Raw genomic sequence first — 22,689 nt, 5'->3', positions numbered from 1 at the left:
GGCTAATTTATGCAAACAGTACACTTTGGATTCCCCAAGCAGTTTTTTGCTTATTTTAAAAATGAGGCAAAATATTAATTTTACCAAGTTTTTTTTGAGAAAGCGCAGTCACAATCATCCTCTATTGAGGTTGAGATTTATGAACAATACGTAGCGGTTTGCAGTATTTGTACGGCATATTTTAATTTTAAATTCAGCGATATGGCTGACAACCGCTAAAGTTAAGAAGTAGCACAGTTTAATTCAAATGTTTTCTTTAATTAGCACTATTCCTATAGACCTTACCTCCCCTGGGCATTTGTGTCAATTTTTGTAAAGAAAGTGTTACCTATAAGTGATATAGTATCGAAGTATTTGTATAAAAGCTTAAAAATACTCTGCTAAATGCTGAGACTTATTACCGACTTTGACGGCCCGATCATGGACGTGTCCGATCGTTACTACCGAGTTTACCAGTATTGTCTCGCCGAGACTAAGCGTTCGGATCAACCAGTGCGCGAACTCCCCAAAGCCGAGTTTTGGGACATGAAGCGCGCGCGGGTTCCCGAAACAGAAATTGCTATCCTCTCAGGATTAGATGCAGATCAAGCCCGCGATTTTGCCCAGAAACGCCGTCAAACCGTTCACACGCTCCCTTACATGATTTACGATCGACCAGCGCCCGGCGCTCTGGAAACGCTCGAAAAGGTGCAGCGCGCTGGAGTAGACTTAGCGGTGCTGACCATGCGTCGCGTCAGGGAACTAGACGAAGCCTTCAACCGCTGTAATTTAGGGCAATTTTTCCCTGAAAACCGCTGCTATTGCCTCCCCAACGATTACGTCAAAACCGGGGATGTCAAAGATAAGCCCCTCTTGATGGCAAGAGCTCTCGCCGAACTGCCGCCGGCTTCTGACATTTGGATGGTTGGCGATACGGAGGCGGACATTGTAGCAGCAAAAACGCACGGTGTCAAGGTAATTGGTGTTTTGTGCGGAATTCGCGATCGCACCCAACTAGAAATGCACCAACCGGATTTAATTGCGAACAATTTGAGCGAAGCAGTTGAGATTATTTTAGGTCGCAAAAATTAGTCATTAGTTATTAGTCATTAGTTATTAGTCATTAGTCATGAGTTATTAATTGTTAGCTGAGGTTATTTGTCGGAGGTCTTGATTCCACAGTTATTAGTGGTTGGCTGCTGACTAATAACTGCTGACTAATAACTGCTGACTAATGACTGCTGACTATCGCAGAAAACCGCTGACCAGCCACAGAATTAAAAACGTAAACAAAGCGATAAATTTCTCTGTTGTTATAAATGCCGGACTGACCAAAGAACCCAAAAAGCCTCCCAGCAACAAGCCGATAACCAAGCCAGCCACAGTCAGCAGCACAGCCCGACCAAATTTTTGTTCCTTGCGATTAACAAAATAAAGACAAGAGCCGACCCCAAGAGCCAGAGTCAACTGTAGTAAACCATCATTAGCTGCCGGATAAATACTCAGTCCGCCTAACCCCACATACACCCCAGCCGGCCACAAAATGTCCGATCGACTAGGAGTATCGATTAGCCGCTGCAACCAAGCTGGGCTGCCACTAGGAGGAGAGGGAGTAAAGCTTGGGGGTGGCGGAGTCAGCCGCTCGGGAAAGCGGATGCGTTCGGGTACTTTAATTTTACCCTCCTGTCGCTGCCGCAGGCGATCCATGAGGATCGCATCGTAAGCGGCTTCGAGCAATTCCAAACGTTTCTTGTCACCGCTGTACTGCTCAGCTAGGCGCGTGCGGGCCTCTTGCACTTCATCAAAGGAAGCATCTTCATCGACTTCAAGCAGTTGATAGGGAGTTGGCTCACTCATGGTAATAACCCGCTGAAGACTCTCGTTATAGAGCAATCTTAACAAGAGAGGAAAGCGGGGCGGGGGCTCTGCCGCTTTCCCAAAAGTTTTGCTGCTAGTTTTTAGTGCTTTAAAACAGGAACCAGCAAACCTTACGAAAATAGAAACTAGAAGGCATTTGGCATTCGTAAATAAAAAATAATGAATCCAAAGATTTTTATTTTTATCTTGGCCGTCTAAAATTTTACCTTCTGCCAAATGCCATCAGAAGGGACTTGTCCCGCAGGCACTCACAATTCCCGACCACTGGACTTTTTTAAGTCGATCGCGGCGGTAGGAAAAAAAGCGAGCCGAGTCAGAATAAGTACAGAAAGGAGCGATCGCCACTTGAGAAACATCGATTCCCAACTGCTGCAATTGCAGAGCATTGCAGAGGCGAACATCCAAGCGTACTTTTCCCGGTTCTGGATCGGCTAAGACAGGTGTTTCCGGCAGTTGGTGCAAAAACTCTAGAATGCCGTCGGCTGTCGCACTAACGACACTCTTAGGAGCAATGGTGGCTCCCAGTTCCGCTGCTACTTCCACAGATACCTGGTAAACCTCTCCAGCGATCGCCGGCCCCATAGCAATCTTCAGATTTTCTAGTTGACTGCCTTGTGCCACAAGTTGAGCGATCGCCTCTGGTAATATCTTAGCAGCAGTCCCGCGCCAACCCGCGTGAACTGCAGCAACCAGTCCCGTGCGCTCGTCAGCAATCAGCACCGGCACACAGTCAGCCGAGCAAACCCAGAGCGCCTCCAATTCTCGAGCTGCCACCAAGCCATCAGCCTCAGCATAGCTTGAAGCAGCGGTTTCCGGGCCCGGAGCCACAACCGGGGACAACTCACTCGTTTTGAGTACCGCATTGCCGTGTACCTGTTGGAGTCGGTAAACCTTAGCTCCAGGTTCGAGAACTTCCGTCAGCTCGATCGGCCCCTGGGGCGAGAAATCGCGAGTAAAAAAGCCGTGAGACCATCGAGAAAGCAAGCTACAAGTCAGATAAGGCAAGCCTTGCCAGCTCTGCCAGTCCCAACTGATACCGTCAGGTTGTCCGGCCAATTCAGAGTCAGGAAAATTTGTCAAGCGATCGCCAGCTACAGTCATGAAACCTATCCATCCCCAAGCGAATCATTTAGCTTGTATTCTAAACAATCAACAATTTTGTCCGCGAAGTTTAAAGGCAGGGCTAGCTTTCAGGAAACAATCGCGATGAAGCAGGCGGTTTTAGGACAACCGACTGCGCCGAAATTTTGCATAACCCGAGAAATATAGGTAACTAATTAACATAGAGGAACGCCAAAGCGCTATCATCAGTGTGGCCGTCACAGACTTCTAGGCAAGTGCCATCGGGATCAAAAAAACCGGATATCGATCGCGACTGAATGTGCAAGGCATTCGAGCTTGTTCTATGTGCAAAAAAAATTGCCTCAAGCCCGGTAAAATCAGTTAGGCCTGTATATAAAGACAAGGATTGCCATACATTCGATCCTGACTTCGAGATCCTTGTGCCCCCTGTTGAGTTGGGAAAAAAAATCGTGAAACCAGTTCCAGACAAGCAAATAACAGCCCCTTTGAACACCAAACAGCAAAAAAAGAACCCTACAGGCACCCGGACTCGATCGCGCCTTTTGTCCGATCGCTCACTGCTGGTGGGACTGGGTTGCCTTGCCAGTCTGGGACTGCTCAGCAAAGGCTTAGTTTGGGCTCAAGCCGAAACTCCGCCAGCCGAACAAGCTGTCCCCGGCGCGGCAGACCTCCAGCCATTATTTGAAGCTCCTCTCCCGCCCCCGGAACCCGAATTTAGCCAAGGGTCGCCAGAACCCTATTCTGAACCGCAGGCAGAAGTTCCGCCCTCCGAGCCTTTCGATGCCGCACCGCCGTCAGAGCCTGAGTACGCCAGCGAACCACCTCCCACGGAATATTATCTGCCGGAACCCGCGCTGATTCCCCTGCCAGAAGCGACGGCCCAAGAGCCGCCTTTTGAAGCGCCAGTTAACCCAGCCCACGCTGAAATCGACCAAACAGACTACAGCATTGGCGCTACCAGCGAGTACCAAGAGTACGAAGCGCCAACAAGTATAGAGTTTGCAGAACGATCGACCGGCTGCGAAGGAGGTGGCGGTTTGTGCGCGCCTCCTCCTGTTTCCGAGCCTGTGACAGCAGATGCCGGAGAACCCAACTACAGACAGGAACCTCCGATCGCAGACGACGGCTATATTGCAGCCCCTCCTCCTCGAAATCTGCCAGAAAGCCTTCCGGGCGCTGTTCGGGAAACTGTGGCAGGAAATAGTAGCGGAAATCCTGTCAGTAAAATCGGTCAAGCCGTTCAACAAATAGGCAGCCAGGTTTGGGGGGGTTCAAATCCCCCGGAATCTGCCTACGCACCCCCGCGCTACCCAGCAAACATCGGCTACTCGGCAGACGCAGGATACTCCGCAGACAGTGGATACTCGGCAAACATCAGCTACTCGGCAGACACTGGATACTCCGCAGACGCTGGGTATTATGCCGGGTCTGCATCTTACGGCGGCGGCGCTCCAGCGCCCAGCATGGGACTCGGGCCGGTTCAAGTCGGTGCGGTTAGTGTCAGCAGCGGCAGCAATACCGGTTTTGCTTACTACAATCTCACGCCGCGTCCCGCAGGCCTGCCCGGAAATGGCAACACCAGCTTGCTGTTTCCGCTATCTATTGCTTCGGCAATTACTTCGCCCTTTGGGTGGCGAACTCATCCGGTTATGGGCTACGGCAGGTTTCACACGGGAACTGACTTGGGCGCCCCGATGGGAACGCCCGTACTGGCAGCCTATGCGGGTCAAGTGGCGATCGCAGATTGGTTGGGCGGCTACGGTTTGACGGTGGTTCTCAACCACAACAAAAAGTCTCAGGAAACTCTCTACGCTCACCTTTCGGAACTGTTTGTGAAACCGGGAGAGTGGGTGAAACAGGGAGAGACTATCGGCCGCGTCGGCAGTACGGGAATGTCTACAGGGCCTCACCTTCACTTCGAGGTTCGGCAAATGACTGACCAGGGTTGGGTGGCGATCGACCCGGGCTCTCAGCTAGAATTCGCTCTGGCAAAAATGATCGGCAGTTTGGAAACCGCCAAAGTACCGCAAATGCCGAAAATGGTGGAAATACAAACCGCTAACTCACTCAAGGATTTGGAAAACGATCTGCCCCAGCTTCCACCTCTGCCACTGGGAATGGACATCGAAGTTCACAACCTCCAGCCGCCATTCCCGGAACTGTTAAAAGCTGACACTTCTAAGCCCAAAGATACTGAAGCAGTCAAACCCAAACCTCAGAAGCAAGCTAACAGGTAAAAATTAGGGATTGCTTAGATTAATTTTCTTGTGGAACGGTCGAAAAGCGCACCCCACAAGAAAATTAATGTTTTGTGCAACCAGCACGCCAACTCGTTGCTTTTCCTCGCTACCAGGCTCTTTCGGGTAACGAGGAAAAACTGATAAAAAATGGTAACTTGCAGCTTATGCTAATAGCGCAGCATTTGTGGGAATTAATTTTATTTCTGATTATTGTAGTCGGGCCGATTCCCTTAAGCTTGTCTCTTGCCTTCGAGAATCAGAAAGAAAACAATAACTATTCATTTCCCCATTTTCTCCTCGTACTCCTGACGGGATGGAGCATTGCACAAGTTTGTATCGGCTTGATTTTAGGAAGTGCCGAGCGACTAAATATTGCTGCGGTGATTATAGCAGAAATTTTGATTTGTGCGATCGGCTTCATCCTGATTTATACAAAAAACCACAAAACTTTTACCTTCTCGCAGTGGCAGATTCCCCAACTAAAGCAACCTTTGGGCAAATCCGAACGCCTAATTATTGTTGCCACCGCTGTTGCAGGAGTTTTGCTGTTGGAAACTCTGGCAACCAAACCAACAACCAATTATGATTCATTGTGGTTTCACCTGCCTGCGATCGCCCGATGGTATCAAACCAATTCATTTACATTATTAGATGCTGCGGGAAATTGGATTTTTGAACAAGAACAAGCCCGAGTATATCCTTACAATTGGCACGTTTTATCTGCTTTGTGCGTGCTTCCCTTCGGAGAAGATTTTCTAGCAGCTTTTCCCCTGCTAATTGCGTGGGTACTTGAGGGAATTGCAGTCTATCTATTAAGCGTAAAATTTGGAGCAACGCGAATTCACGGTATGGCAGCAGCATCTTTAGTATTGACAGTACCCATGATGCTCAACCAAGTTAACACCATTCACCCCGACTTACCGCTAGCTGCAATATTTACAGTCGGTTTGTATCTAGGTTTATCATATCATAGCAGCCGATCGCACTCGGAACTCTCCCTATTTTTGGCAGCCGCAGGAATGCTAGCCGGAATAAAAATCACTGGGATAGTCTATGCTGCCTCACTTTTAGGAGGGTTAGCAATATTAGAAATTAAAAGATTCGCGGTTAATAAAAAATCTACATCAGCTAAATTTAGAATTCGCCACTTTCTTAAACCAGTCTTGCTGTGCGGCGTAGCTTGTTGCTTGCTTTTAGGAGGTTTTTGGTATGCGAGAAACTTGCTGCAAATCAATTATCCTGTCAGCGAAGTCGGCGATATTAAAATTCCTTTAGAGCCTGTTCCCTTACCGTCTCCCGTACCTGGGCTAACACCTCCGGTACAGCAGCCACCCGCTTCGCCACTTCTAAAGATTTGGCAAAGCACTTTAGCAGCTCAATTTAATCCCAGCAATTTTTCCCACTGGCAAACTGTCGGCTTACAAATTATCATTAGGTTGCAACTGCCCTTTCTGGCGATCGCACTTCAGGTATTGGCAGCACCTCTGGCTTTTATCCAGGGTAAAACCAGAAGAATTAATCAAAATAATATTATTTTAATTGTACTTCTCGCCAGTACAGGAATTCTGTACCTAATTACACCTTACACCTCCGGTACTGTCGGAGAGTCGATCGGTAAACTCAGCCCTATACTCGGTTTTAACCTCAGATACGGATTTCCCTTTTTAAGCGTACTCGCCGTTGCCGCAGCAGCTACAGCAACTCTCTTGAAAACTCAAAATAAATTTATTCTGGAAGTGGTTTTGGTTAGTGTTTTTTTCGGAATTACTAGCAACACAATTTTTGATTATATTAAAAATGCTTCTTTCACCGGAGATAGTATTGTTTGGGGGAGTTTGTTGATTGACAATTTTAAGTCTAACCCAGTCGAAGCTATTAATAATATCGGAAAAATATTAGCCCCCAGTTGGCAAGATATATTAAGATCTCCGATATTTTATCTTGTGTCAATGACGCTGGCTGCGATATTGTTGAAAATCAATCCTGGCTTAGGATGGCTGAATCATCTATTTCCCACACGAAAAAAATCGATTTACATAGTGATAATTGGTGTCTGTATAGGATTGATAGTAATTGGTCATTGGAGGGAAAAGCGAGATTTTGCACGCACCGAGCTGTATCGTGGTATTTACGAATATATTGATAAAAATACAGTGCCAGATGAAAGAATAGGCTTCTTTTTAAGTTCGCGCAGCTACCTGTTTTACGGGAGAAATTTGGACAGACAAGTTTTATATGTGCCGTTTAGAGCCGATCGACTTTCGGCATGGATTGACAACCTGCGGCAAAATAAAATTAGGACTGTGGGATTCGGGCCCCTGACTGATACAAACGCAGCTACCAGAAAAGCTTTATCTTGGCTGACAAGTGCTCAGGGCCCGCTACAACCAGTTTTCGGGAAAGATTTTAATACTGAGTCGGTGCTATATCGCTTGAAAAATTGGTAACTGCTCATCGCGAAGCAGTTAAGTTTTTTATAGGCTGAATTTCCTTTTTCATTCACACAACTCTGCCTTTGTCGGTGGTGTGGCGGTAAGGTTCACTTGAGGGATCGTGTCAATATTTGTTGGATTTCGCTTGACAATGAGGGAAATTGAACGGTGAAAAATGTTCCCTATCGTTACCATTAATTCGATATTTTGGCGCCGGCTCTCTACCAACACCTCGCGGCTGATCAATTGGTTCTCCGAGGATGGCGTATCTTCTACTCTCACAGGTGCATCTAGAGCCTCCTGATGTTTCCAAGAGGGGGATAATAGGTTTAAAAAGTTCTTTTCCAATACTCTGTAAAAGCCAGAACGGGCTAAGGGTGAGATGCAGTCAGTTTTTAAAACTTGGAATAACCAAAAGAGCGTGGTGCGATCGCGGCCGTTGCGGCTGCTTTTGTTCGCTAAGTACAGCAAAAAATTAGATAATCGATGCAGAAAATCTGGAATTTCGGGATGCCGTTGCTTGGCGGCTTCCAGCATCAAAGAGTGAGACTTCGCCATTGTCGTATAGTTGGTAGACATAGTGTTATACATCCTGCGATAGCCAATTAAAAATTCCGGCACGGCTCGAAATTGATAAAGCTCTGCTATCCGCAGGTACAAGTCCCAGTCTTCACAGCATTGAGCATTCCGTTCCCTCAATGTCTTGTCATAAACCCCCACCTTTTCCAAACAACTGCGACGGATCAGAGAAGCACTAGCGTTTCCTATAAAGTTGTGGCAGATTAGGGTCGCGTACACGTCACCCTCAATTTTAAAAGACCGGAATCCTCCTGTTAGCAATCCTTTTTCATCCAAGTCCACTGTCCAGGAATAAACCACCCCTACTTCTGCTCCTCCCTCCAACATACATTGAACTTGTTTTTCAATGTTTTCAGGATACCAAATATCATCGGCATCAATGGGGGCAATATATTCTCCTCTCGACTTTTCAATTCCTAAGTTTCGAGCAGCAGCGACTCCAGAATTTGGCTGTTTCAGAAGCTGGACGCGAGAATCTTTCTTGCCAATTTTTTCTACAATTTCAGGGGTTCGATCCTGGGAACCGTCATCGACTACTAAAACTTCAATTGCTGGATAAGTTTGAGCCAGAACAGATTTCACCGCTTCTTCAATAAATGGCTCAGCGTTGTATGCAGGAATAATGACTGAGACGAGAGGAAAATTGGGGGATTTTTGAGAATCTGGCTGCATTGGCTTTTAACAAGGTTTTTCAAAATTTTTTTTGCTTTATAGATTGTCAGCTCTACCTTACACTCGTCGCAGTCAGGAGTTACACAGTCGGTGGAAGAGATAGCTAAAAATTCCTAATAACAATTTACCGCATTCTCTGTTCAACGTCAATGGTATGTAGCACGTTTCAATGAGTTTTTCCAACCAAGAGAATGGTGATAGAGTACAACTAAAAGTTAGATTTTTAGAGGTAAGGAGACGTTAATTGATAAAATCCAGGATAGCAAAGAAAATCTCCAGAAGTTACAAGAATTTAATTGAGGGACCGCAGTTAGTAGGTGCGTCAGCTCAGAGCAGTCAATTATTGATAAAATAATTCGTGGCTGACGCAGCCCACAGCTACTTCGTTCAGCCATGATTTTTCTTGTTTCATTGATTAAATAAATCCGTGTTCTGCTAAGAATTCCGGTGTAATAGTTTCCAAATTGTTGATTGCGGGGGTTTCTTCCCAAGGTTCGGAATGGGATTTTGAGCCGCTGCGGAGAAATTTGCCGACATATTTGCCCAGAATATCTGCTTCTAAATTAACTAAACTTCCTGGTTGCAAATAGCTGAGGTTTGTCTCACCAAAACTGTGGGGAATAACAGCAACTTCAAACCAATTGCCGTCAGCATCGCAATCTGCCACGGTTAAGCTGATGCCGTTGACGGCGATACTGCCCTTGGAAACAATGTAAGGTGCGATTTGACGCTGCCATCCCGAATTGGTTGCTGGTGGGGCAGTAAACCGCATCTCCCAAGCGTTGGCTGTTTGGGTTGATGTGGCTAAAGTGCCGATCGCATCTACGTGCCCCGTCACAAAATGTCCCCCCAATTTGCTACCGGCCCGCAGGGAGGTTTCTAGGTTCACCAAAGCATCGGGGAATGATCCCAGAGTAGTGCGGCGGAGAGTTTCTGGGGAAGCGACGGCGACAAAACCTTGTGGCAGAACTTCCACTACCGTCAAACAGACTCCATCCACGGCTACGCTGTCCCCAATGGCTAAATCTTGTAAAATCTGGTAGGAGCTGTTTGATGTGCAGGAAATTTGGAAATAATCGTTGCCTAGCGACTTCAGCTTTCCGAGAGATTGAATTAGTCCTGTAAACATAAGTATTTTTACCGTAGTTGATCGCTTATTTACATCAAACCATAGGGACAAACCAGAGACAGGAGGTTTTGCCGTCCCCCTGTCCCCCGGACTCAATCTAAAATCTAAAATCGACAGTCCCCGATCTGTTGCAGATTCAGGCGAAGATCAAGTCATACTGGATTTAGGTGATCTTTATGTCCAAGTTCTCTACTGCCTTACAGTTTCTTAATTCTATGAGGCCGATCGAATGATTGAAATGAAAGTCGCTGGAATTGCCTTAGATGCAGCCACGCGCAGTCCTATTGTCCTATTGAGAGACGCTACTGAGCGACGGGCTTTGCCTATTTATATCGGTCAGGAGCAAGCAAAGGCTATTATTAGCGCGATCGAAGGCCACAAGCCTCCTCGGCCCTTAACTCACGATCTGATGGTCAATTTTTTAGAGGCCTGGAGTCTTACCTTGGAGCGCATAGTTATTCACTCGCTGCAAGATAACACGTTCTATGCCGTGCTGATCGTCCGTCAGGGAGAAGTTAAAAAAGAGATCGATGCCCGACCTAGCGACGCTATAGCTCTAGCCCTGCGTACGAATAGCCCCATCTGGGTGATGGAAGAAGTCGTCGCCGATGCTTCGATACCGGTTGATCGAGATGCTGATGAGGCAGAACGCCGGGCCTTCCGGGAATTTATCTCAAACCTCCGTCCAGAGGATTTGATTAAAAGAAGCGGCTTCAGCCCGGGCGAAACTTCCTAAACTTTATGCGCTATCGACGGTTTGGCAAAACGGAGTTGCACCTGTCTGTATTTTCCTTGGGAACGATGCGCTATTTGGCTTCTGAGGAAACTGCCTGTCAGACTGTACAACAGGCAGTGTCTCAGGGAATCAATCACCTGGAAACGGCGGCGGGTTACGGTTGCAGTGAGGAATATCTTGGCGCGGCCCTTTCGGCTGGTTTGTGTGTCGATCGATCGCGCCTCCACGTCACTACAAAAATTTCCCCAACCGAGGATGCAGCAGCAATGGAACGCTGCATCGACGCATCCCTCAAACGCCTGAATTTAGACTATATCGATTGTCTGGCAATTCACGGTTTGAATACTTGGGAACATTTGGCTTGGGTGCGATCGCCCACAGGCTGCATGGAATCTGTACGCAAAGCCCTGGCTGATGGTCGCATTCGGCACGTCGGCTTTTCGACTCACGGGCCTTTGGATCTGATTTTGGCTGCAATCAATACAGATTGGTTTGAATTTGTCAATCTGCATTATTACTATTTTTTTCAGCGCAACGCCCCGGCAATTAAACTCGCTAAAGACAAAGATATGGGCGTTTTCATCATTTCCCCGGCAGATAAAGGAGGGCAACTCTACACGCCCCCGGAAACTCTCGCAAAATTGTGCTCGCCTTTCTCGCCCTTAGAGTTAAACTATCGGTTTTTACTCAGCGATACGAGGATTGGGACTTTGAGTGTGGGCCCTGCAAATGCGACAGAATTAGAGCAACCTCTGAAATATGGCGATCGCGACTTTCCCCTCACCAACGCTGAAATCGCTGCGTTCGATCGGCTAGAATCGGCTATTGCAGACACTTTGAAAACCGACAAATGCAGCCAGTGCTATGCCTGTTTGCCTTGCCCGGAAAACATCAACATTCCCGAAGTATTGCGACTCCGCAATCTCGCCGTCGGGTGCGACATGACTGACTTTGGCAAATACCGCTACGCCATGTTTGAAAATGCCGGACACTGGTTTGCCGGGAGCAAAGGCAACCGCTGCACCGATTGTGGCGAATGTTTGCCCCGGTGTCCCGAAGAGTTAGACATCCCAAGCCTGCTCAAAGATACTCACCAGCGACTGGGGGGCAAAGCAGGCAGGCGGTTGTGGGATTGAAAAAAAGGTAAAGCAGGGAAAAGCCGATCGAGCGTATCTAAGTGTTGCAATAATTACGCTAAACTTTGGTTTAACCTGAAATCTTCCACCATTCTCGCTTAACAGGCTTTGCGGCCTGTTCCACAAAAAGTGCATTTTCTTGTGGGGAGGGCCCAGATCCCGCCCCTACAAGGCTTATTGAGAATGGTGCAACATCTCAGTTTAACTGAATTTACGATACAGTCGATCGATAAACTACTTCGTTTTAGGACTGTATGTGGGAGCATCCCGATTTTGCAAAAAGCGTTTTTGAGGAGTGCGAGTACCTTGCACAGCAAAGCCTACATCTAACCGCGAACACTCCTGTGAAAGCACTCATTTGGATGCTCCCAACACACTTTAAATAGGAGCCGAAAATATTATATGTAAAAACAACTAAATAACACAATATGATTAACAGCGAGAAACAGATTTTTTTGAGAATCCCCCAGTCATTTTCTTGCTTGGTTGGCGGCGAGAGGCAACAATTTTATGAGGAGTGATTAGCCAAACTCGATATAAAATCTAAAATCGTTCAACTGACCGATCACGCCGAAGTATAAAATTTAAAATCTAAAATCTAAAATCTAAAATTGATTGCCTTCCCGATTAATTGATGGCCTATCATCTATAACCGATTCCCCATCTACTACTATGGCTCATACTCAGTTAAACGACAGCCAGCAAAATTGTCTGCAGCCAACTAAAGTTGCGACTTCCGAAAGAAGATTGAAAGCTGCTTTCAAGCCTTGTACCTACAACTTATCTGTTACCAGAAAACAGCTAATCGGACTGCTGACTTTACAAACAATCTTGCCCATAGGACTAACGGCAGCAGCACTTTGGCTCACATCAGCAGTTGGAAGCAATCAACTACAAAATCAAGCTAAATCCGAACTGAGCCTTAGTGAAATCAACTACAATCTCCAACTCGATCGCGCCGCCGAACGTTTGCAAAACTCCTCTGACAGCAAAACGATCGCCCAAACAGCCTTAGCTTACAACAGCGGTAAAAAAATATCAGATTTGCGAAAATCAGTCAAGCAAGTTCTAGAAAATCAAGTCAAAACAGGGGAAATAGACAGCGCGGCCTTAGTGGGAAAAAACAGGCAGATTGTCGTTAGCGTCAACTCCAACCAAAAGGGAAAAAGTTTTAACCTGCAAAAAATAGTCGAGCGAGTATTCGCTGCAAAAGAGCCAATTACCGCCACCGAAATTATTGCCAAATCGGAAGTTCAGAAACAATTGGGCTCTTTGCCGCCCGGAAATGGCGATCGCCCTGTTCTCCTCCACTACGCAGCAATTCCCATAAAAGATCCCAAAAATCAGACAGTGATTGCTGCCTTAGTGTTAGGAAAAATTATCAGCAAAACTTCGGCGGTTGCTAGCACCGAAAACCTCAAATTACAGGGCGGCGGATATCAGGCTATCTACGCACCGTTGGCTGACGGCAAATTTGTCTTGGCAAGTTCGCAAGCAGTTACAACAAACCAACACTTACCAGACTTGCTGGCAGAAAAATCGCTGCTGAAATCTGCACTCGCCGCCGGCGGCAAACCAGTCGCCGGAAACGTACAAACAGGCAGTCAAACTTATGCAGTAGCTGCCAAATCCCTTGGCAATTTAGCGGGAAAACCCGTAGCAATTTTAGTCCGATTTATCCCCAAAACCTCGATCGCAACTGGGTGGGGCAATAACTGGCTGCTGGCAATGTCTGCGGCTGCCGTTGTCTCCTTCGCCTTGGGAGTTGCCGTCACGCGCCGGATTGCCAAACCCGCTAACTCAGATTTATCAACAGCAGACGGGAATTGGCCCTCTAATTCCAGCGCCGAACCGCCGCAGCGAGCCCGGAAGTTTGATCTAATTTATGACAATTTAAATTTCGGCGAATTCCCCGATTTATTCCTTAAAAAATCGAGTTTAGATCGTCAATTAGCCGTAGATTTTCGATATAAAAAATTGGCGGGCGCTGGCCCGATCGCAAATCCCCACATCCCGCTCGCTTTCCAACCCCTAGAATTGCCCGAAAACTCTGTCTCAAACCAGTCGCGGCAGGTAAATACAGAACTAGAAAAAAGCGCGATCGCCTTAAATTTAGTCCAGGAAGCTTGGCAAGACTTAAATCGCCTCAACTTGGAATTGCAGCCAGAAATACTCGATCGCCAAAACACTCAAAAAGCCCTGCGAAAGAGCGAAGCACTGCTACAAGCTATTTTAGACAACTCAACAGCAGTAATTTACATCAAAGATGTTGACGGAAAATACCTGCTCACAAACCGCCATTTTGACAATTTGTTCGACATCGCAAAAGAGCAAATAACAGGGAAAACTGACGGCGATATTTTTCCCCTAGACAAAGCAGCAGCCTTGCGAGAAAACGACCTGAAAGTTCTCGAATCCTCCTCGCCTCTAACCATCGAAGAAATTATCCCTCAAGACGACGGCCCGCACACTTATATTTCTCTGAAATTTCCTCTCTGCAACTCCGAAGGCAAAGCTTATGCAGTCGGTACAATTTCTACAGATGTGAGCGATCACAAACTTGCCGAACTCACCCTAGAAAAAGCCAAAGCAGAACTAGAAATAGAAGTCGAACAGCGCACCCTATTCCTCAAACAAGCCAACGAACTCTTGCGGTTTGAACTCGCCGCCAGAGTCCGCGGCGCCATCACAGTCAGACAAATGACGGCTCAGGTAGCCCGACACGCCAGAACAGTTGACGGCATTCTCGGCGCTTCTCTTGACCTAATTTTTCTAGTAGATCGATCGGGAAAATACACTTATGTCAGCCGCACCGCGGCTCAAGCTGCCGGCATGAACCCCAGAGAAATGATTGGCAAAACCTGGCAGGAATTAGGCTGGTCGCCAACAATTATGCAGCGGGTTCACCAAGAATGCCACGGCATATTTGCCACAGCCGAGCCCGTGAAAGGCGAAGTAATTGTCCCCACCGCAAGCTGGGGAACCCGCGACTACGAGTACATTCTCAGCCCCGTTTGTGCGACAGACGGCAGCGTCGAAGCAGTGGTGGCGACACTGCGGGATATCACCGAACGCAAAGACGCTGAGGAAGCGTGGCAGTTGGCAAAAGAAGCCGCAGAACTCGCCAATCGCGCCAAGAGTGCTTTTCTGGCAAACATGAGCCACGAGTTGCGAACTCCCCTGAATGCGATTATCGGCTACAGCGATATGCTGGTGGAAGATGCCGAAGAGTTAGGCAACTTAGAGGTAGTCTCGGATTTAGATAAAATTCGCACTGCTGGCAAACACTTGCTGCGGCTGATAGAGGACATTCTCGACATCTCCAAAATTGAAGCTGACAAGATGGAGATTTACCTCGAAAGCTTCGATGTTGGAGGCTTAATCGAGGAGGTGATAACAACTATCAAACCGCTAATGGATAAAAACGGCAATACTTTGGAAGTATTGAGTTCTGACAATATCGGCGCGATGCACGGCGATTTGATGAAAGTGCGGCAGGTAATGCTGAATTTGCTCAGCAATGCTGCTAAATTTTCTGCTAATGGGACGATCGTGCTTACTGTCGAAAGAATTACCAGTGAAGAATTAAAAAATAAATATCAACCGAGAGTTGCTCAACTGTTAATTTTGGATGCAGAATTTTTAATTTTCCGAGTGACAGATACGGGCATCGGCATGACACCAGAGCAGCAAGAGCGACTGTTCCAACCTTTTACTCAAGCCGACAATTCAACTACTCGCAAGTACGGTGGTACTGGTTTGGGACTGACTATCAGCCAGCGTTTTTGTCAGATGATGGGCGGCGATATTGAAGTTACTAGCGAGTTAAATTGCGGCTCTACTTTTACTGCTTGTCTGCCTGCTTCATTGTTTAAGCGATCGGAATTTTAATAATTTTGCAGAAATAAGAGCAAGAAGAGTCGGCGGTTGAAACCGCTACTATACAAACAATGTCCGCCTCCGCGGACTGAAGAATAATAAAATTAACTTCCAGGCTGGAGCCTGGGAACCTAAATCTAGAGGCTCTGCCTCGCTTGGAAACATGGAGGCAGAGCCTCCGGATCTGCGTTACTAGGCTCCAGCCTAGTAACGAGTAATTTAAAATTATCTGCGTTTATCCGTGTTTATCTGCCTTACATCTGCGGTTTCTGTATCAATGAATGATTTATGCCATTCAAGTCTAATAATATGATGAATTACCACAAATTGCGCCCCAAAAATCAAGTTTTCCGCCGCAAACACGGCATTTTGACAAAAAGTTTATTTTTGTTCCTGACTGCGGGTTCTGCGTGCCTCGGAGCCTTGCTGTGTGAGGAATCTGCGGCATTTTCCCAGCAGCAGGCCTGCCCGACTGGCAACGCTGCTAATTTCCCGTCGCCCCCGCTTTCGCAAACCGAAAAAAGCGTGCCAAGTCTGTGGTTAGCTCAAAAACTCTATGGCGGCAAATTGCTCGATCGCTGGTTTGTCGATCCCGGCAATACTTGGGTAATTATCATAGTTAACCGCCAACTTTGGAGTTTGCTCGATTATATGGAACGCTATCAGTTTGTCAACCGCTTTGGCAGTGTCGCCAGCGAATACGGTTACAATGTGCGAGTCTGCAACCGTCAAGGCAATGCTTTGGCAGTTTATTCGTGCAAGGGCGATCGGCAAAGCTGTAAAATCGATTTAGAATCTCTGTCAAATCCCGGTCTTCGAGGCAAACTCAAAGGATTTTAGTAGGGTGCCTCAGCTAGAGAGATTTTTGGGATAATCGATAAATCAAAAGCTGATGCACCGTGCCTTTGAGCTAATAAATGCGGTTTATAATTCGTATTAAAAAATGAAAACACCCCTTGAGCTTCCTGCTGAATTAGAACCTTTTCGCCAAGAAATTGAAAGTTCAGAAAAGCCTGTTATCAAAATCACTTACGAACGCAAGGCTACAGATTTGTGGTCAAGCAAATTTGGCGGAGTTCCTTACTTGCCGAAAGGTTACAATTTTCCCAAAGATAGTGATGGAAAATATATGCACATTTTGGCACAACTCAATTTTGAGGAAATCTTTGCCCAAGTGCCAGATTTAGCACCTTTCCCCAAAAAAGGAATTTTGCAGTTTTATATCGGTGACACAGATTTATATGGCATGGATTTAGATAATTTGGACAACCAAAAAGATTTTAAAATATTGTATTTTCCTGAAATTGACACAAATAATTATCAAACAGATTTTGCTTTTTTGTTGAATCAAGAAGTTAAGGGATTTTCACCTTTAAACTATAAATACGTGAATAATTCGCAAGAATGTTTGGCTTTACAATTTAGTCCTGACAATGAGTGGGTTTGCCCAGCAGACTATCAATTTAATAATTTTTTTGGAGAACAAAAGCTTAAACTATTCTTTGATGTAATGGAGGCAGATGATTACAAATTAAATGATTGGTATTATGCTAATTTATACGACATCGACCATAAAATAGGGGGATACGGCTACTTTACGCAAACTGATCCTCGTGAGTATAGCCCGCAATACCAAGACCATAAAGTTGTACTCTTACACATGATTAGTGATGATGAAATTTGTTGGGGTGATGATGGAGTAGGTAACTTTTTGATTCGTGCTGAGGACTTAGAGAAATTAGATTTTTCTCAGGTGATCTATAATTACGATTGTTATTAAAATTAAAATACCAACACTTCAACCCGTGCTATTTTTTTATTTTCTAAGGTACGTAGTTGCGCTTCAGCACTCTTTGGAAGCATCTCATTTTTGTAAAAAGCATTTTTTCTTTGAATAATGTCCCGCTCGCCTATTGTATAATACGGGAGCGGGGACAGCACTATAAATGCAAAACTGCGATGCTCCCTGCTCTTTCATAGATAAAAGAGCACTGAAGCGCAACTACGTACCTCACAACGTAGTGAAATTTTAGCCTTTCACTACTTGCCTAGTTTCTTGCCAGAGCGATCGATATTGGGCAATCCCCGCATCCCCAAACGGCAGCAGAAAGTCGCTAGCAGCAAGAATCTTAGCATCCGGCAACAACACAGAATTAGTGCGAACAGCTTCCGGCAAATCCTCGGGTTTCATGCCGACAATTATCGGCGAACTAGCCTTAGCCAGCAAAGATAATTGAGGAGCAACCCGAGGCTGCAAGCAAAAATCAATCCATTTTTCCACTAAAGAAACTGAATTCCCTGATGCTGGTTCTACCCACAAATCTGTCCAAAGTGCAGTTCCCGAAACAGGAATTACTAAAGCAATATCCTTTTGAGTTTGCAGCAGCGGCAGCAAGTCCCCAGAGGAACCTACTGCCAACCAAGTATCGCCTAAAATTAATGGTTGCAGGTAAGAGTCCGAACTATAAAGTTTAACTTGTTGGTGCAGATTTGCGAGTTCTTTTTTAAGATTGGGGACTCGATCTAATTGCTGCGTATTGTAAGATTTTCCGAGTTTTTTTAATGTTAAACCGATAACTTCTCTGGCACTGTCCGGCAGAGAAATTCGATCGCGCAATTCTGATCGCCACAAGTCTTTCCAATCTGTCGGAGTCCACCCCAAAGCCTTAAATTTGTCGGTTCGATAGGCGATTACCGTACTTCCCCAGCGGTAAGGTACACCCCAAACGTTTTCTCTGGCATCTAAGAAACCGTCATCGTTTCGCGTTACCAAATTTCGCCACCTTTGGGGCAATTGTGCCCAATTAGGCAACTTAGCAGGATCGAGCGGCTTAATCAATTTTTGCCTAATTGCCAAAGTCAGCCAGTAATCTCCCAACATCACCAAGTTAGCTTGATTTTTTGATTGGGGAACCTGTTTCCACTCCTGCAACAGGGCGAATAATTCTTTTAATTGTCCTTCTTGCGTTACCTGCAAAAGCGGAGACGGTTGTACATCGCGGCTAAATTTGCTTACCAGTTGGGCCGGAATACCGTTTTTGAGCGATCGAATTTTGAGAATGGGCTTCGAGTCGCACCCTGCCGCCAATTGACTTAAAGTTAGGGTGGCGGCCCCCAATAGCAAAGACCTTCGTTTCACCTGTGAATCCGCTTTTCTAAATATTGACCGATCGTTTTGTGTTCTACAGCCCGGGAAATAATTGTTTGTCGAGTCCGGTAATTGGCGCCGATTTGTCTTATTTCTTCCTCAAACACAGAGCCATTGTACTCGGTTCTGCTGCGCTCTGAGTCTGTTGGACTCTTGCCCTGATTTTACCTTCTACCTTGTTGAGCGAGCTTTCCCATGCCGAAAACTCCCTCAACTTAACGCCTAATTTCTGTGCTGCAAGTTCCTTTGAGCCAGTTTGGCTCGCCAGCCGGGTCGATCGACTGCATCTGTGTTACATTTTTTAATATAACGAAAGAACCAGAGCGCTGCTATCTGCCGTTGGATGAGGCTTTTTACACAACAGAAGTGAAAAATTCTTTTTAAATCGGCGACAGCTTAATAACTAAAAAAACTAAAAATCCATTCATCTGAATCCTGAAAGGACTGGCGAGAGCGAAGTCAATCTAATAGGACTCTCGGCGATCCGACTCTCACAAACCCGACGTTTTAGCTCTGATTGAAGGTTTGAACGAAGTATGGGCGTTAACCCACCCGGTTCCTGTGTCCAAGACTATCTAGAATTTAAAATCTACAATCTACAATCGACTCACCAATGGCGATCGATTATCTTCAAGCTGGCTCCCTAAATCTACCGTCTGGATTAGGAACACAACAATTACGTCAAAAATTAAATAATTTAGTGATAAATCCAAGTTATGTAAAGATTTACCTAAAATATAAAGATATTAAGTTACGAGCCAAAGGATGATTGTATGGAAGCGCTCCGCCAGCAAGTTACAGTATTGAGCCAACAAGTCGAGGCCCTCTACAAACTCATAGAAAACCTCAATGAAAAGCTCTTGGAGTCGGCCAAGGAGACGAAGCTGACCCAGCAACAGAGAAACGATCGCTCTGGAACGGTAGGAAATGACAAAACCTCGCCCTATCAAAGCTACAGCAGTCTCGACGGCCTCCTCGAACATAAAGACATACTGTTAGATGACAGCTACTTCGACAAGAATTCTCAAAGCCTGGAAAAAGAGCTGAGCGCCGAGATTCAAATCCAGCGCTTAACAGCTCAGCTAACAGCAGCTTACAATCGAATTGCAGCCTTGGAAGAACAGTTGCTCTCCAAAAGAATGCACTCGCAACATCTAGGCGGGCCTAATTAAATATTGCTAGCGGGGATCGGGTAGTAATCAAAAAAAAATACAAGTTGCGTTGATTTATGCTCGTCTACTTATAGATTCATTGCATAGAGTTTTTTATCTCCCGTAATTAGCAGGGAGAATACTGCATCAAAGCCAAATATTGTGTAGAAAATTCTGTAAATCTGAGAGCAAAAATGCTACAGAAAGTGATATAATTATTCAGCCAAAACGAAGCTGGGTGAGCAGCAAAACAATGTTCGCAGCTCCATCGCCGCCTCTGAATTTTTAATGTTTAATTCCTAACATTCCTGGATGCACAGAAAACTAAAAACCCGGTTGGCGAGTGTATTCGTCGTGGCCAAACCCCAATATTTTCAATAAAAACCGGGTTTTTTGCCTCCAAGACTTTCTAATGTTTAATATCAATTCCGGCTGCGCCGGAATGATCTCAAATCCTTGCTTCATTCGTCGGGCGTAAAGTCGAATCAATCTGCCCACAAATAATTCGCGCAATTTTCATTTTTTTGACTCACAGTCAACAGTCAACAGTCAACAATCATTCCGGTGCGACCGGAATCGATATAATTTCACACCGCGAGGCTAAAGCTTCAACAGCTTGAAGGAGTTGAGGAGGAGTCCAATTTGCAGCCAAGCCACTGGCGATCGCACAGGCTCCCGCACCGACACCTTCCTTAACATAGCCGCGATCGTAAGCTTGCAGTTGCCCGTAGCGAGATCCAGCAAAACTTAGCTGCGTGGCAAACAGAGGCACACCGCCGATATCATTAGCGAGTCCTACAGTGTCTCCTGTAGGGTCTTCCACCACCCAGCGCGTAGTCCCCACCGCAACTTGTTCGGGACTCCATAGCAGAGCATATTCACGGGCTAAGGCTTGCATCAAAGCGTACACTGCCAGCATTTGCGTGCCCCCAGCCAGAAGCACCCCGCAAGTCCGACTCGCGGCGATCGCCATTGCCGCCACCACTATTTGCATCGGATCGCCCACCGCCGCTACCAATTCCAGGGGAGTGCTGTTTTTTCCGCCCATTTCCCACTCAGCATTATTGAGTCCCGCTGTCACCGCAGCCAATTTTTGAGCGTGATTGCAGCGAGGATGAGAACTGTTAACTTTGCCCGCCGCTGCAATACCCAAACCCATTAACACGCCCAAAGCAGTAGTCGTTCCCCCAACTACGCACTCCCCTAAAATTAAATAGCTGCCATTAGTTTGAGCGGCCAATTTAGTTCCCCAAATTAATCCTTGTTCGAGCAAATGTTTGACTGTTTCGAGTTCTAAAGCATTCCCAGAAATCAGACACTTTGCCGGAGTGCCGCCCAAATCAATTGCAGGTACCGGAGGTGGGAGGGGCAAACCAGCATTAAATAGGTAAAGGGGAAGTTCCAAAGCTTCGACTACAGCGCGAGATATTAGTACCGGCGAGGCACCCGCTTCTAGGGGCGGCAAAGGATATTGGGGCGACGGTTGGGGGCCGTTATACAAAAATTCTGCATCGGCTAAACAAGTAAATTGTCGATCGTGCGGGGTTGCTCCTGCTGCTGAAATCCCCGGAATTAAGCCAGTAGCGGTAAATCCTAACACGCAGGCAAATATTGGTTTGCGTCCCCGATAGCGATCGAGCCACCGCTGGCCCTGTTCGATTTCTGTATAAATACCAATCATAGTTAGTCAGTAGTCATTAGTCATTAATTATTAGTTGTTAGTCAACAGTCAACAGTCAACAATTCCCAATAACTACTCTTCATAATCGATCAACAGTTGCACCCAGCTTGGCGGCCGCGGAATCGGATTTCCCAAACGATCTAACAGGAGCAAAGCTACTAAATGCACTACAAATAAATAGACAATATTGTTAACCAAAATCATCCCGGCGGCGATCGCCCCAATTGTGTTCAAACTCGGTACATTCAGCCAGCCCAGCTTCACAAACACCCATTCCACCATCTCTGTTACCTGGGCGGTTACGTAAACCCATAGATCCTGACCCACCAACGCTGACAGCAGCCAAAACCGAAAAAAGAAGCCTACAGTACCAATGAGAGCGCCCACACTAATAGAGAGTGACCAACTCGCTTTGCGCCTCCAAAGTCCTCCCAGCGCAACTCCCATAACTCCAAAAGGGATCACGTATAAAATGCTCCGCGTCGGGCCCATCAGTACCGACAGCAGCAAACCCGATACCAAAGCTGCCATCCAAGCTGCTCGGTTGCCCCAGCGCAAGTAAACCAGGGCGATGGGTATCGGGAAAAAAACCCGCAGCAAAGGCCCCAGCGGAAAGTAATAATTTACCAGCCAAATTAAGCTAGCGGTACTTGCCAAAAAAGCCGTTTCTACAAGCCTTAAAGGCGCTTCCCCAGAGGCACGATTCCCCGGATCGGGATTGGTGCGATCGCCAGCCATTGCTGAAATATCGGCGGTTTGCGGCTCGTTATTTGTACTAGGAGAACTACCCGAATTAGACGCAGCATCTGCTGACAAAAAATCACTCATCCGATTTTAGATTTTAGATTTTAGATTGTAGATTTTACGGGACTTAGACCCGATACGGCTGATTCCCGATTTTAGATTTTAGATTTTAGATTTTAGATTTTAGATTTTACGGGACTTGCGCCCGATACGGCTGATTCC

The 22,689-nt window shown here is 46.3% G+C and carries 17 protein-coding genes; 9 read left to right on the top strand and 8 right to left on the bottom strand.

Features of this window, described 5'->3' with window-relative positions:
* Positions 1 to 384: 384 nt before the first annotated feature.
* Complete coding sequence (locus tag QUA42_RS06350) at positions 385 to 1,071, top strand: HAD family hydrolase (RefSeq protein WP_333136083.1); 687 nt, start codon at positions 385 to 387, stop codon at positions 1,069 to 1,071.
* A gap of 153 nt (positions 1,072 to 1,224) precedes the next feature.
* On the opposite strand, the gene QUA42_RS06345 is transcribed toward QUA42_RS06350, so the two are convergent.
* Both QUA42_RS06345 and pgeF read right to left on the bottom strand, forming a co-directional pair.
* Positions 1,225 to 1,836, bottom strand: a complete 612-nt coding sequence (locus QUA42_RS06345; protein ID WP_190663744.1) for a CPP1-like family protein — start codon at positions 1,834 to 1,836, stop codon at positions 1,225 to 1,227.
* Positions 1,837 to 2,079: 243 nt separating this feature from the next.
* Positions 2,080 to 2,958, bottom strand: a complete 879-nt coding sequence (pgeF, locus tag QUA42_RS06340) for a peptidoglycan editing factor PgeF (RefSeq protein WP_333136080.1) — start codon at positions 2,956 to 2,958, stop codon at positions 2,080 to 2,082.
* A gap of 431 nt (positions 2,959 to 3,389) precedes the next feature.
* On the opposite strand from pgeF, the gene QUA42_RS06335 reads away from it, so the two are divergent.
* Together QUA42_RS06335 and QUA42_RS06330 are read left to right on the top strand one after the other, a co-directional pair.
* Positions 3,390 to 5,177, top strand: a complete 1,788-nt coding sequence (locus QUA42_RS06335) for a peptidoglycan DD-metalloendopeptidase family protein (RefSeq protein WP_333136079.1) — start codon at positions 3,390 to 3,392, stop codon at positions 5,175 to 5,177.
* A 74-nt stretch (positions 5,178 to 5,251) separates the two neighbouring features.
* Positions 5,252 to 7,627, top strand: coding sequence for a hypothetical protein (locus QUA42_RS06330; protein ID WP_333136077.1), 2,376 nt, complete (start codon positions 5,252 to 5,254; stop codon positions 7,625 to 7,627).
* A 48-nt stretch (positions 7,628 to 7,675) separates the two neighbouring features.
* Here the strand turns inward: QUA42_RS06330 and QUA42_RS06325 are convergent, their stop codons facing one another.
* Both QUA42_RS06325 and ribE read right to left on the bottom strand, forming a co-directional pair.
* Complete coding sequence (locus tag QUA42_RS06325; protein ID WP_333136075.1) at positions 7,676 to 8,863, bottom strand: glycosyltransferase family 2 protein; 1,188 nt, start codon at positions 8,861 to 8,863, stop codon at positions 7,676 to 7,678.
* A 415-nt stretch (positions 8,864 to 9,278) separates the two neighbouring features.
* The gene (gene ribE / locus QUA42_RS06320) at positions 9,279 to 9,992 is read right to left on the bottom strand and encodes a riboflavin synthase (RefSeq protein WP_333136073.1); all 714 of its coding nucleotides are present in this window, start codon (positions 9,990 to 9,992) and stop codon (positions 9,279 to 9,281) included.
* A gap of 229 nt (positions 9,993 to 10,221) precedes the next feature.
* Here ribE and QUA42_RS06315 point away from each other — a divergent pair, with 229 nt between their 5' ends.
* From QUA42_RS06315 to QUA42_RS06295, 5 genes are all read left to right on the top strand, one after another.
* Positions 10,222 to 10,728 carry a bifunctional nuclease family protein gene (locus QUA42_RS06315; protein ID WP_333026715.1) on the top strand — a complete coding sequence of 169 codons (507 nt, stop codon included), beginning with the start codon at positions 10,222 to 10,224 and terminating at the stop codon, positions 10,726 to 10,728.
* Between the two features lie 5 nt (positions 10,729 to 10,733).
* Entirely contained in the window at positions 10,734 to 11,864 is a 1,131-nt protein-coding gene (locus tag QUA42_RS06310; RefSeq protein ID WP_333136071.1) for an aldo/keto reductase, read from the top strand.
* Between the two features lie 672 nt (positions 11,865 to 12,536).
* The gene (locus tag QUA42_RS06305; protein WP_333136069.1) at positions 12,537 to 15,755 is read left to right on the top strand and encodes a PAS domain-containing protein; all 3,219 of its coding nucleotides are present in this window, start codon (positions 12,537 to 12,539) and stop codon (positions 15,753 to 15,755) included.
* A gap of 297 nt (positions 15,756 to 16,052) precedes the next feature.
* Complete coding sequence (locus QUA42_RS06300; protein WP_333136067.1) at positions 16,053 to 16,583, top strand: hypothetical protein; 531 nt, start codon at positions 16,053 to 16,055, stop codon at positions 16,581 to 16,583.
* Between the two features lie 103 nt (positions 16,584 to 16,686).
* The gene (locus tag QUA42_RS06295; RefSeq protein ID WP_333136065.1) at positions 16,687 to 17,523 is read left to right on the top strand and encodes a DUF1963 domain-containing protein; all 837 of its coding nucleotides are present in this window, start codon (positions 16,687 to 16,689) and stop codon (positions 17,521 to 17,523) included.
* Positions 17,524 to 17,772: 249 nt separating this feature from the next.
* On the opposite strand, the gene QUA42_RS06290 is transcribed toward QUA42_RS06295, so the two are convergent.
* Together QUA42_RS06290 and QUA42_RS06285 are read right to left on the bottom strand one after the other, a co-directional pair.
* Positions 17,773 to 18,882, bottom strand: coding sequence for an extracellular solute-binding protein (locus tag QUA42_RS06290; protein WP_333136063.1), 1,110 nt, complete (start codon positions 18,880 to 18,882; stop codon positions 17,773 to 17,775).
* Complete coding sequence (locus QUA42_RS06285; RefSeq protein WP_333067056.1) at positions 18,879 to 18,998, bottom strand: hypothetical protein; 120 nt, start codon at positions 18,996 to 18,998, stop codon at positions 18,879 to 18,881. Before QUA42_RS06285 ends, QUA42_RS06290 begins: the two co-directional genes overlap by 4 nt.
* A 666-nt stretch (positions 18,999 to 19,664) precedes the next feature.
* Here QUA42_RS06285 and QUA42_RS06280 point away from each other — a divergent pair.
* On the top strand, positions 19,665 to 20,063 hold the full coding sequence (locus tag QUA42_RS06280; protein WP_333042890.1) for a hypothetical protein: 399 nt from the start codon (positions 19,665 to 19,667) through the stop codon (positions 20,061 to 20,063).
* A gap of 535 nt (positions 20,064 to 20,598) precedes the next feature.
* Here QUA42_RS06280 and cobT read toward each other — a convergent pair.
* Positions 20,599 to 21,723 carry a nicotinate mononucleotide-dependent phosphoribosyltransferase CobT gene (gene cobT, locus QUA42_RS06275; protein ID WP_333136061.1) on the bottom strand — a complete coding sequence of 375 codons (1,125 nt, stop codon included), beginning with the start codon at positions 21,721 to 21,723 and terminating at the stop codon, positions 20,599 to 20,601.
* Positions 21,724 to 21,795: 72 nt separating this feature from the next.
* Positions 21,796 to 22,551, bottom strand: a complete 756-nt coding sequence (locus tag QUA42_RS06270) for a DUF2232 domain-containing protein (RefSeq protein WP_333136059.1) — start codon at positions 22,549 to 22,551, stop codon at positions 21,796 to 21,798.
* Positions 22,552 to 22,689: the final 138 nt, after the last annotated feature.

The sequence above is a fragment of the Microcoleus sp. Pol11C2 genome (assembly GCF_036701505.1).
Taxonomy (GTDB): domain Bacteria; phylum Cyanobacteriota; class Cyanobacteriia; order Cyanobacteriales; family Microcoleaceae; genus Microcoleus.
The sequence above is the reverse complement of the archived record's forward strand: the minus strand, read 5'-3'. Positions and strand labels throughout refer to the sequence as shown.

What these genes read in the sequence shown, in the direction of transcription:
- QUA42_RS06280 (WP_333042890.1), top strand. Translation starts at nt 19,665, where the DNA reads ATGGAAGCGCTCCGCCAGCAAGTTACAGTATTGAGCCAACAAGTCGAG.
- QUA42_RS06295 (WP_333136065.1), top strand. Translation starts at nt 16,687, where the DNA reads ATGAAAACACCCCTTGAGCTTCCTGCTGAATTAGAACCTTTTCGCCAA.
- QUA42_RS06350 (WP_333136083.1), top strand. Translation starts at nt 385, where the DNA reads ATGCTGAGACTTATTACCGACTTTGACGGCCCGATCATGGACGTGTCC.
- QUA42_RS06270 (WP_333136059.1), bottom strand. Translation starts at nt 22,551, where the DNA reads ATGAGTGATTTTTTGTCAGCAGATGCTGCGTCTAATTCGGGTAGTTCT.
- QUA42_RS06305 (WP_333136069.1), top strand. Translation starts at nt 12,537, where the DNA reads ATGGCTCATACTCAGTTAAACGACAGCCAGCAAAATTGTCTGCAGCCA.
- ribE (WP_333136073.1), bottom strand. Translation starts at nt 9,992, where the DNA reads ATGTTTACAGGACTAATTCAATCTCTCGGAAAGCTGAAGTCGCTAGGC.
- cobT (WP_333136061.1), bottom strand. Translation starts at nt 21,723, where the DNA reads ATGATTGGTATTTATACAGAAATCGAACAGGGCCAGCGGTGGCTCGAT.
- QUA42_RS06325 (WP_333136075.1), bottom strand. Translation starts at nt 8,863, where the DNA reads ATGCAGCCAGATTCTCAAAAATCCCCCAATTTTCCTCTCGTCTCAGTC.
- QUA42_RS06345 (WP_190663744.1), bottom strand. Translation starts at nt 1,836, where the DNA reads ATGAGTGAGCCAACTCCCTATCAACTGCTTGAAGTCGATGAAGATGCT.
- QUA42_RS06315 (WP_333026715.1), top strand. Translation starts at nt 10,222, where the DNA reads ATGATTGAAATGAAAGTCGCTGGAATTGCCTTAGATGCAGCCACGCGC.
- pgeF (WP_333136080.1), bottom strand. Translation starts at nt 2,958, where the DNA reads ATGACTGTAGCTGGCGATCGCTTGACAAATTTTCCTGACTCTGAATTG.
- QUA42_RS06310 (WP_333136071.1), top strand. Translation starts at nt 10,734, where the DNA reads ATGCGCTATCGACGGTTTGGCAAAACGGAGTTGCACCTGTCTGTATTT.
- QUA42_RS06300 (WP_333136067.1), top strand. Translation starts at nt 16,053, where the DNA reads ATGATGAATTACCACAAATTGCGCCCCAAAAATCAAGTTTTCCGCCGC.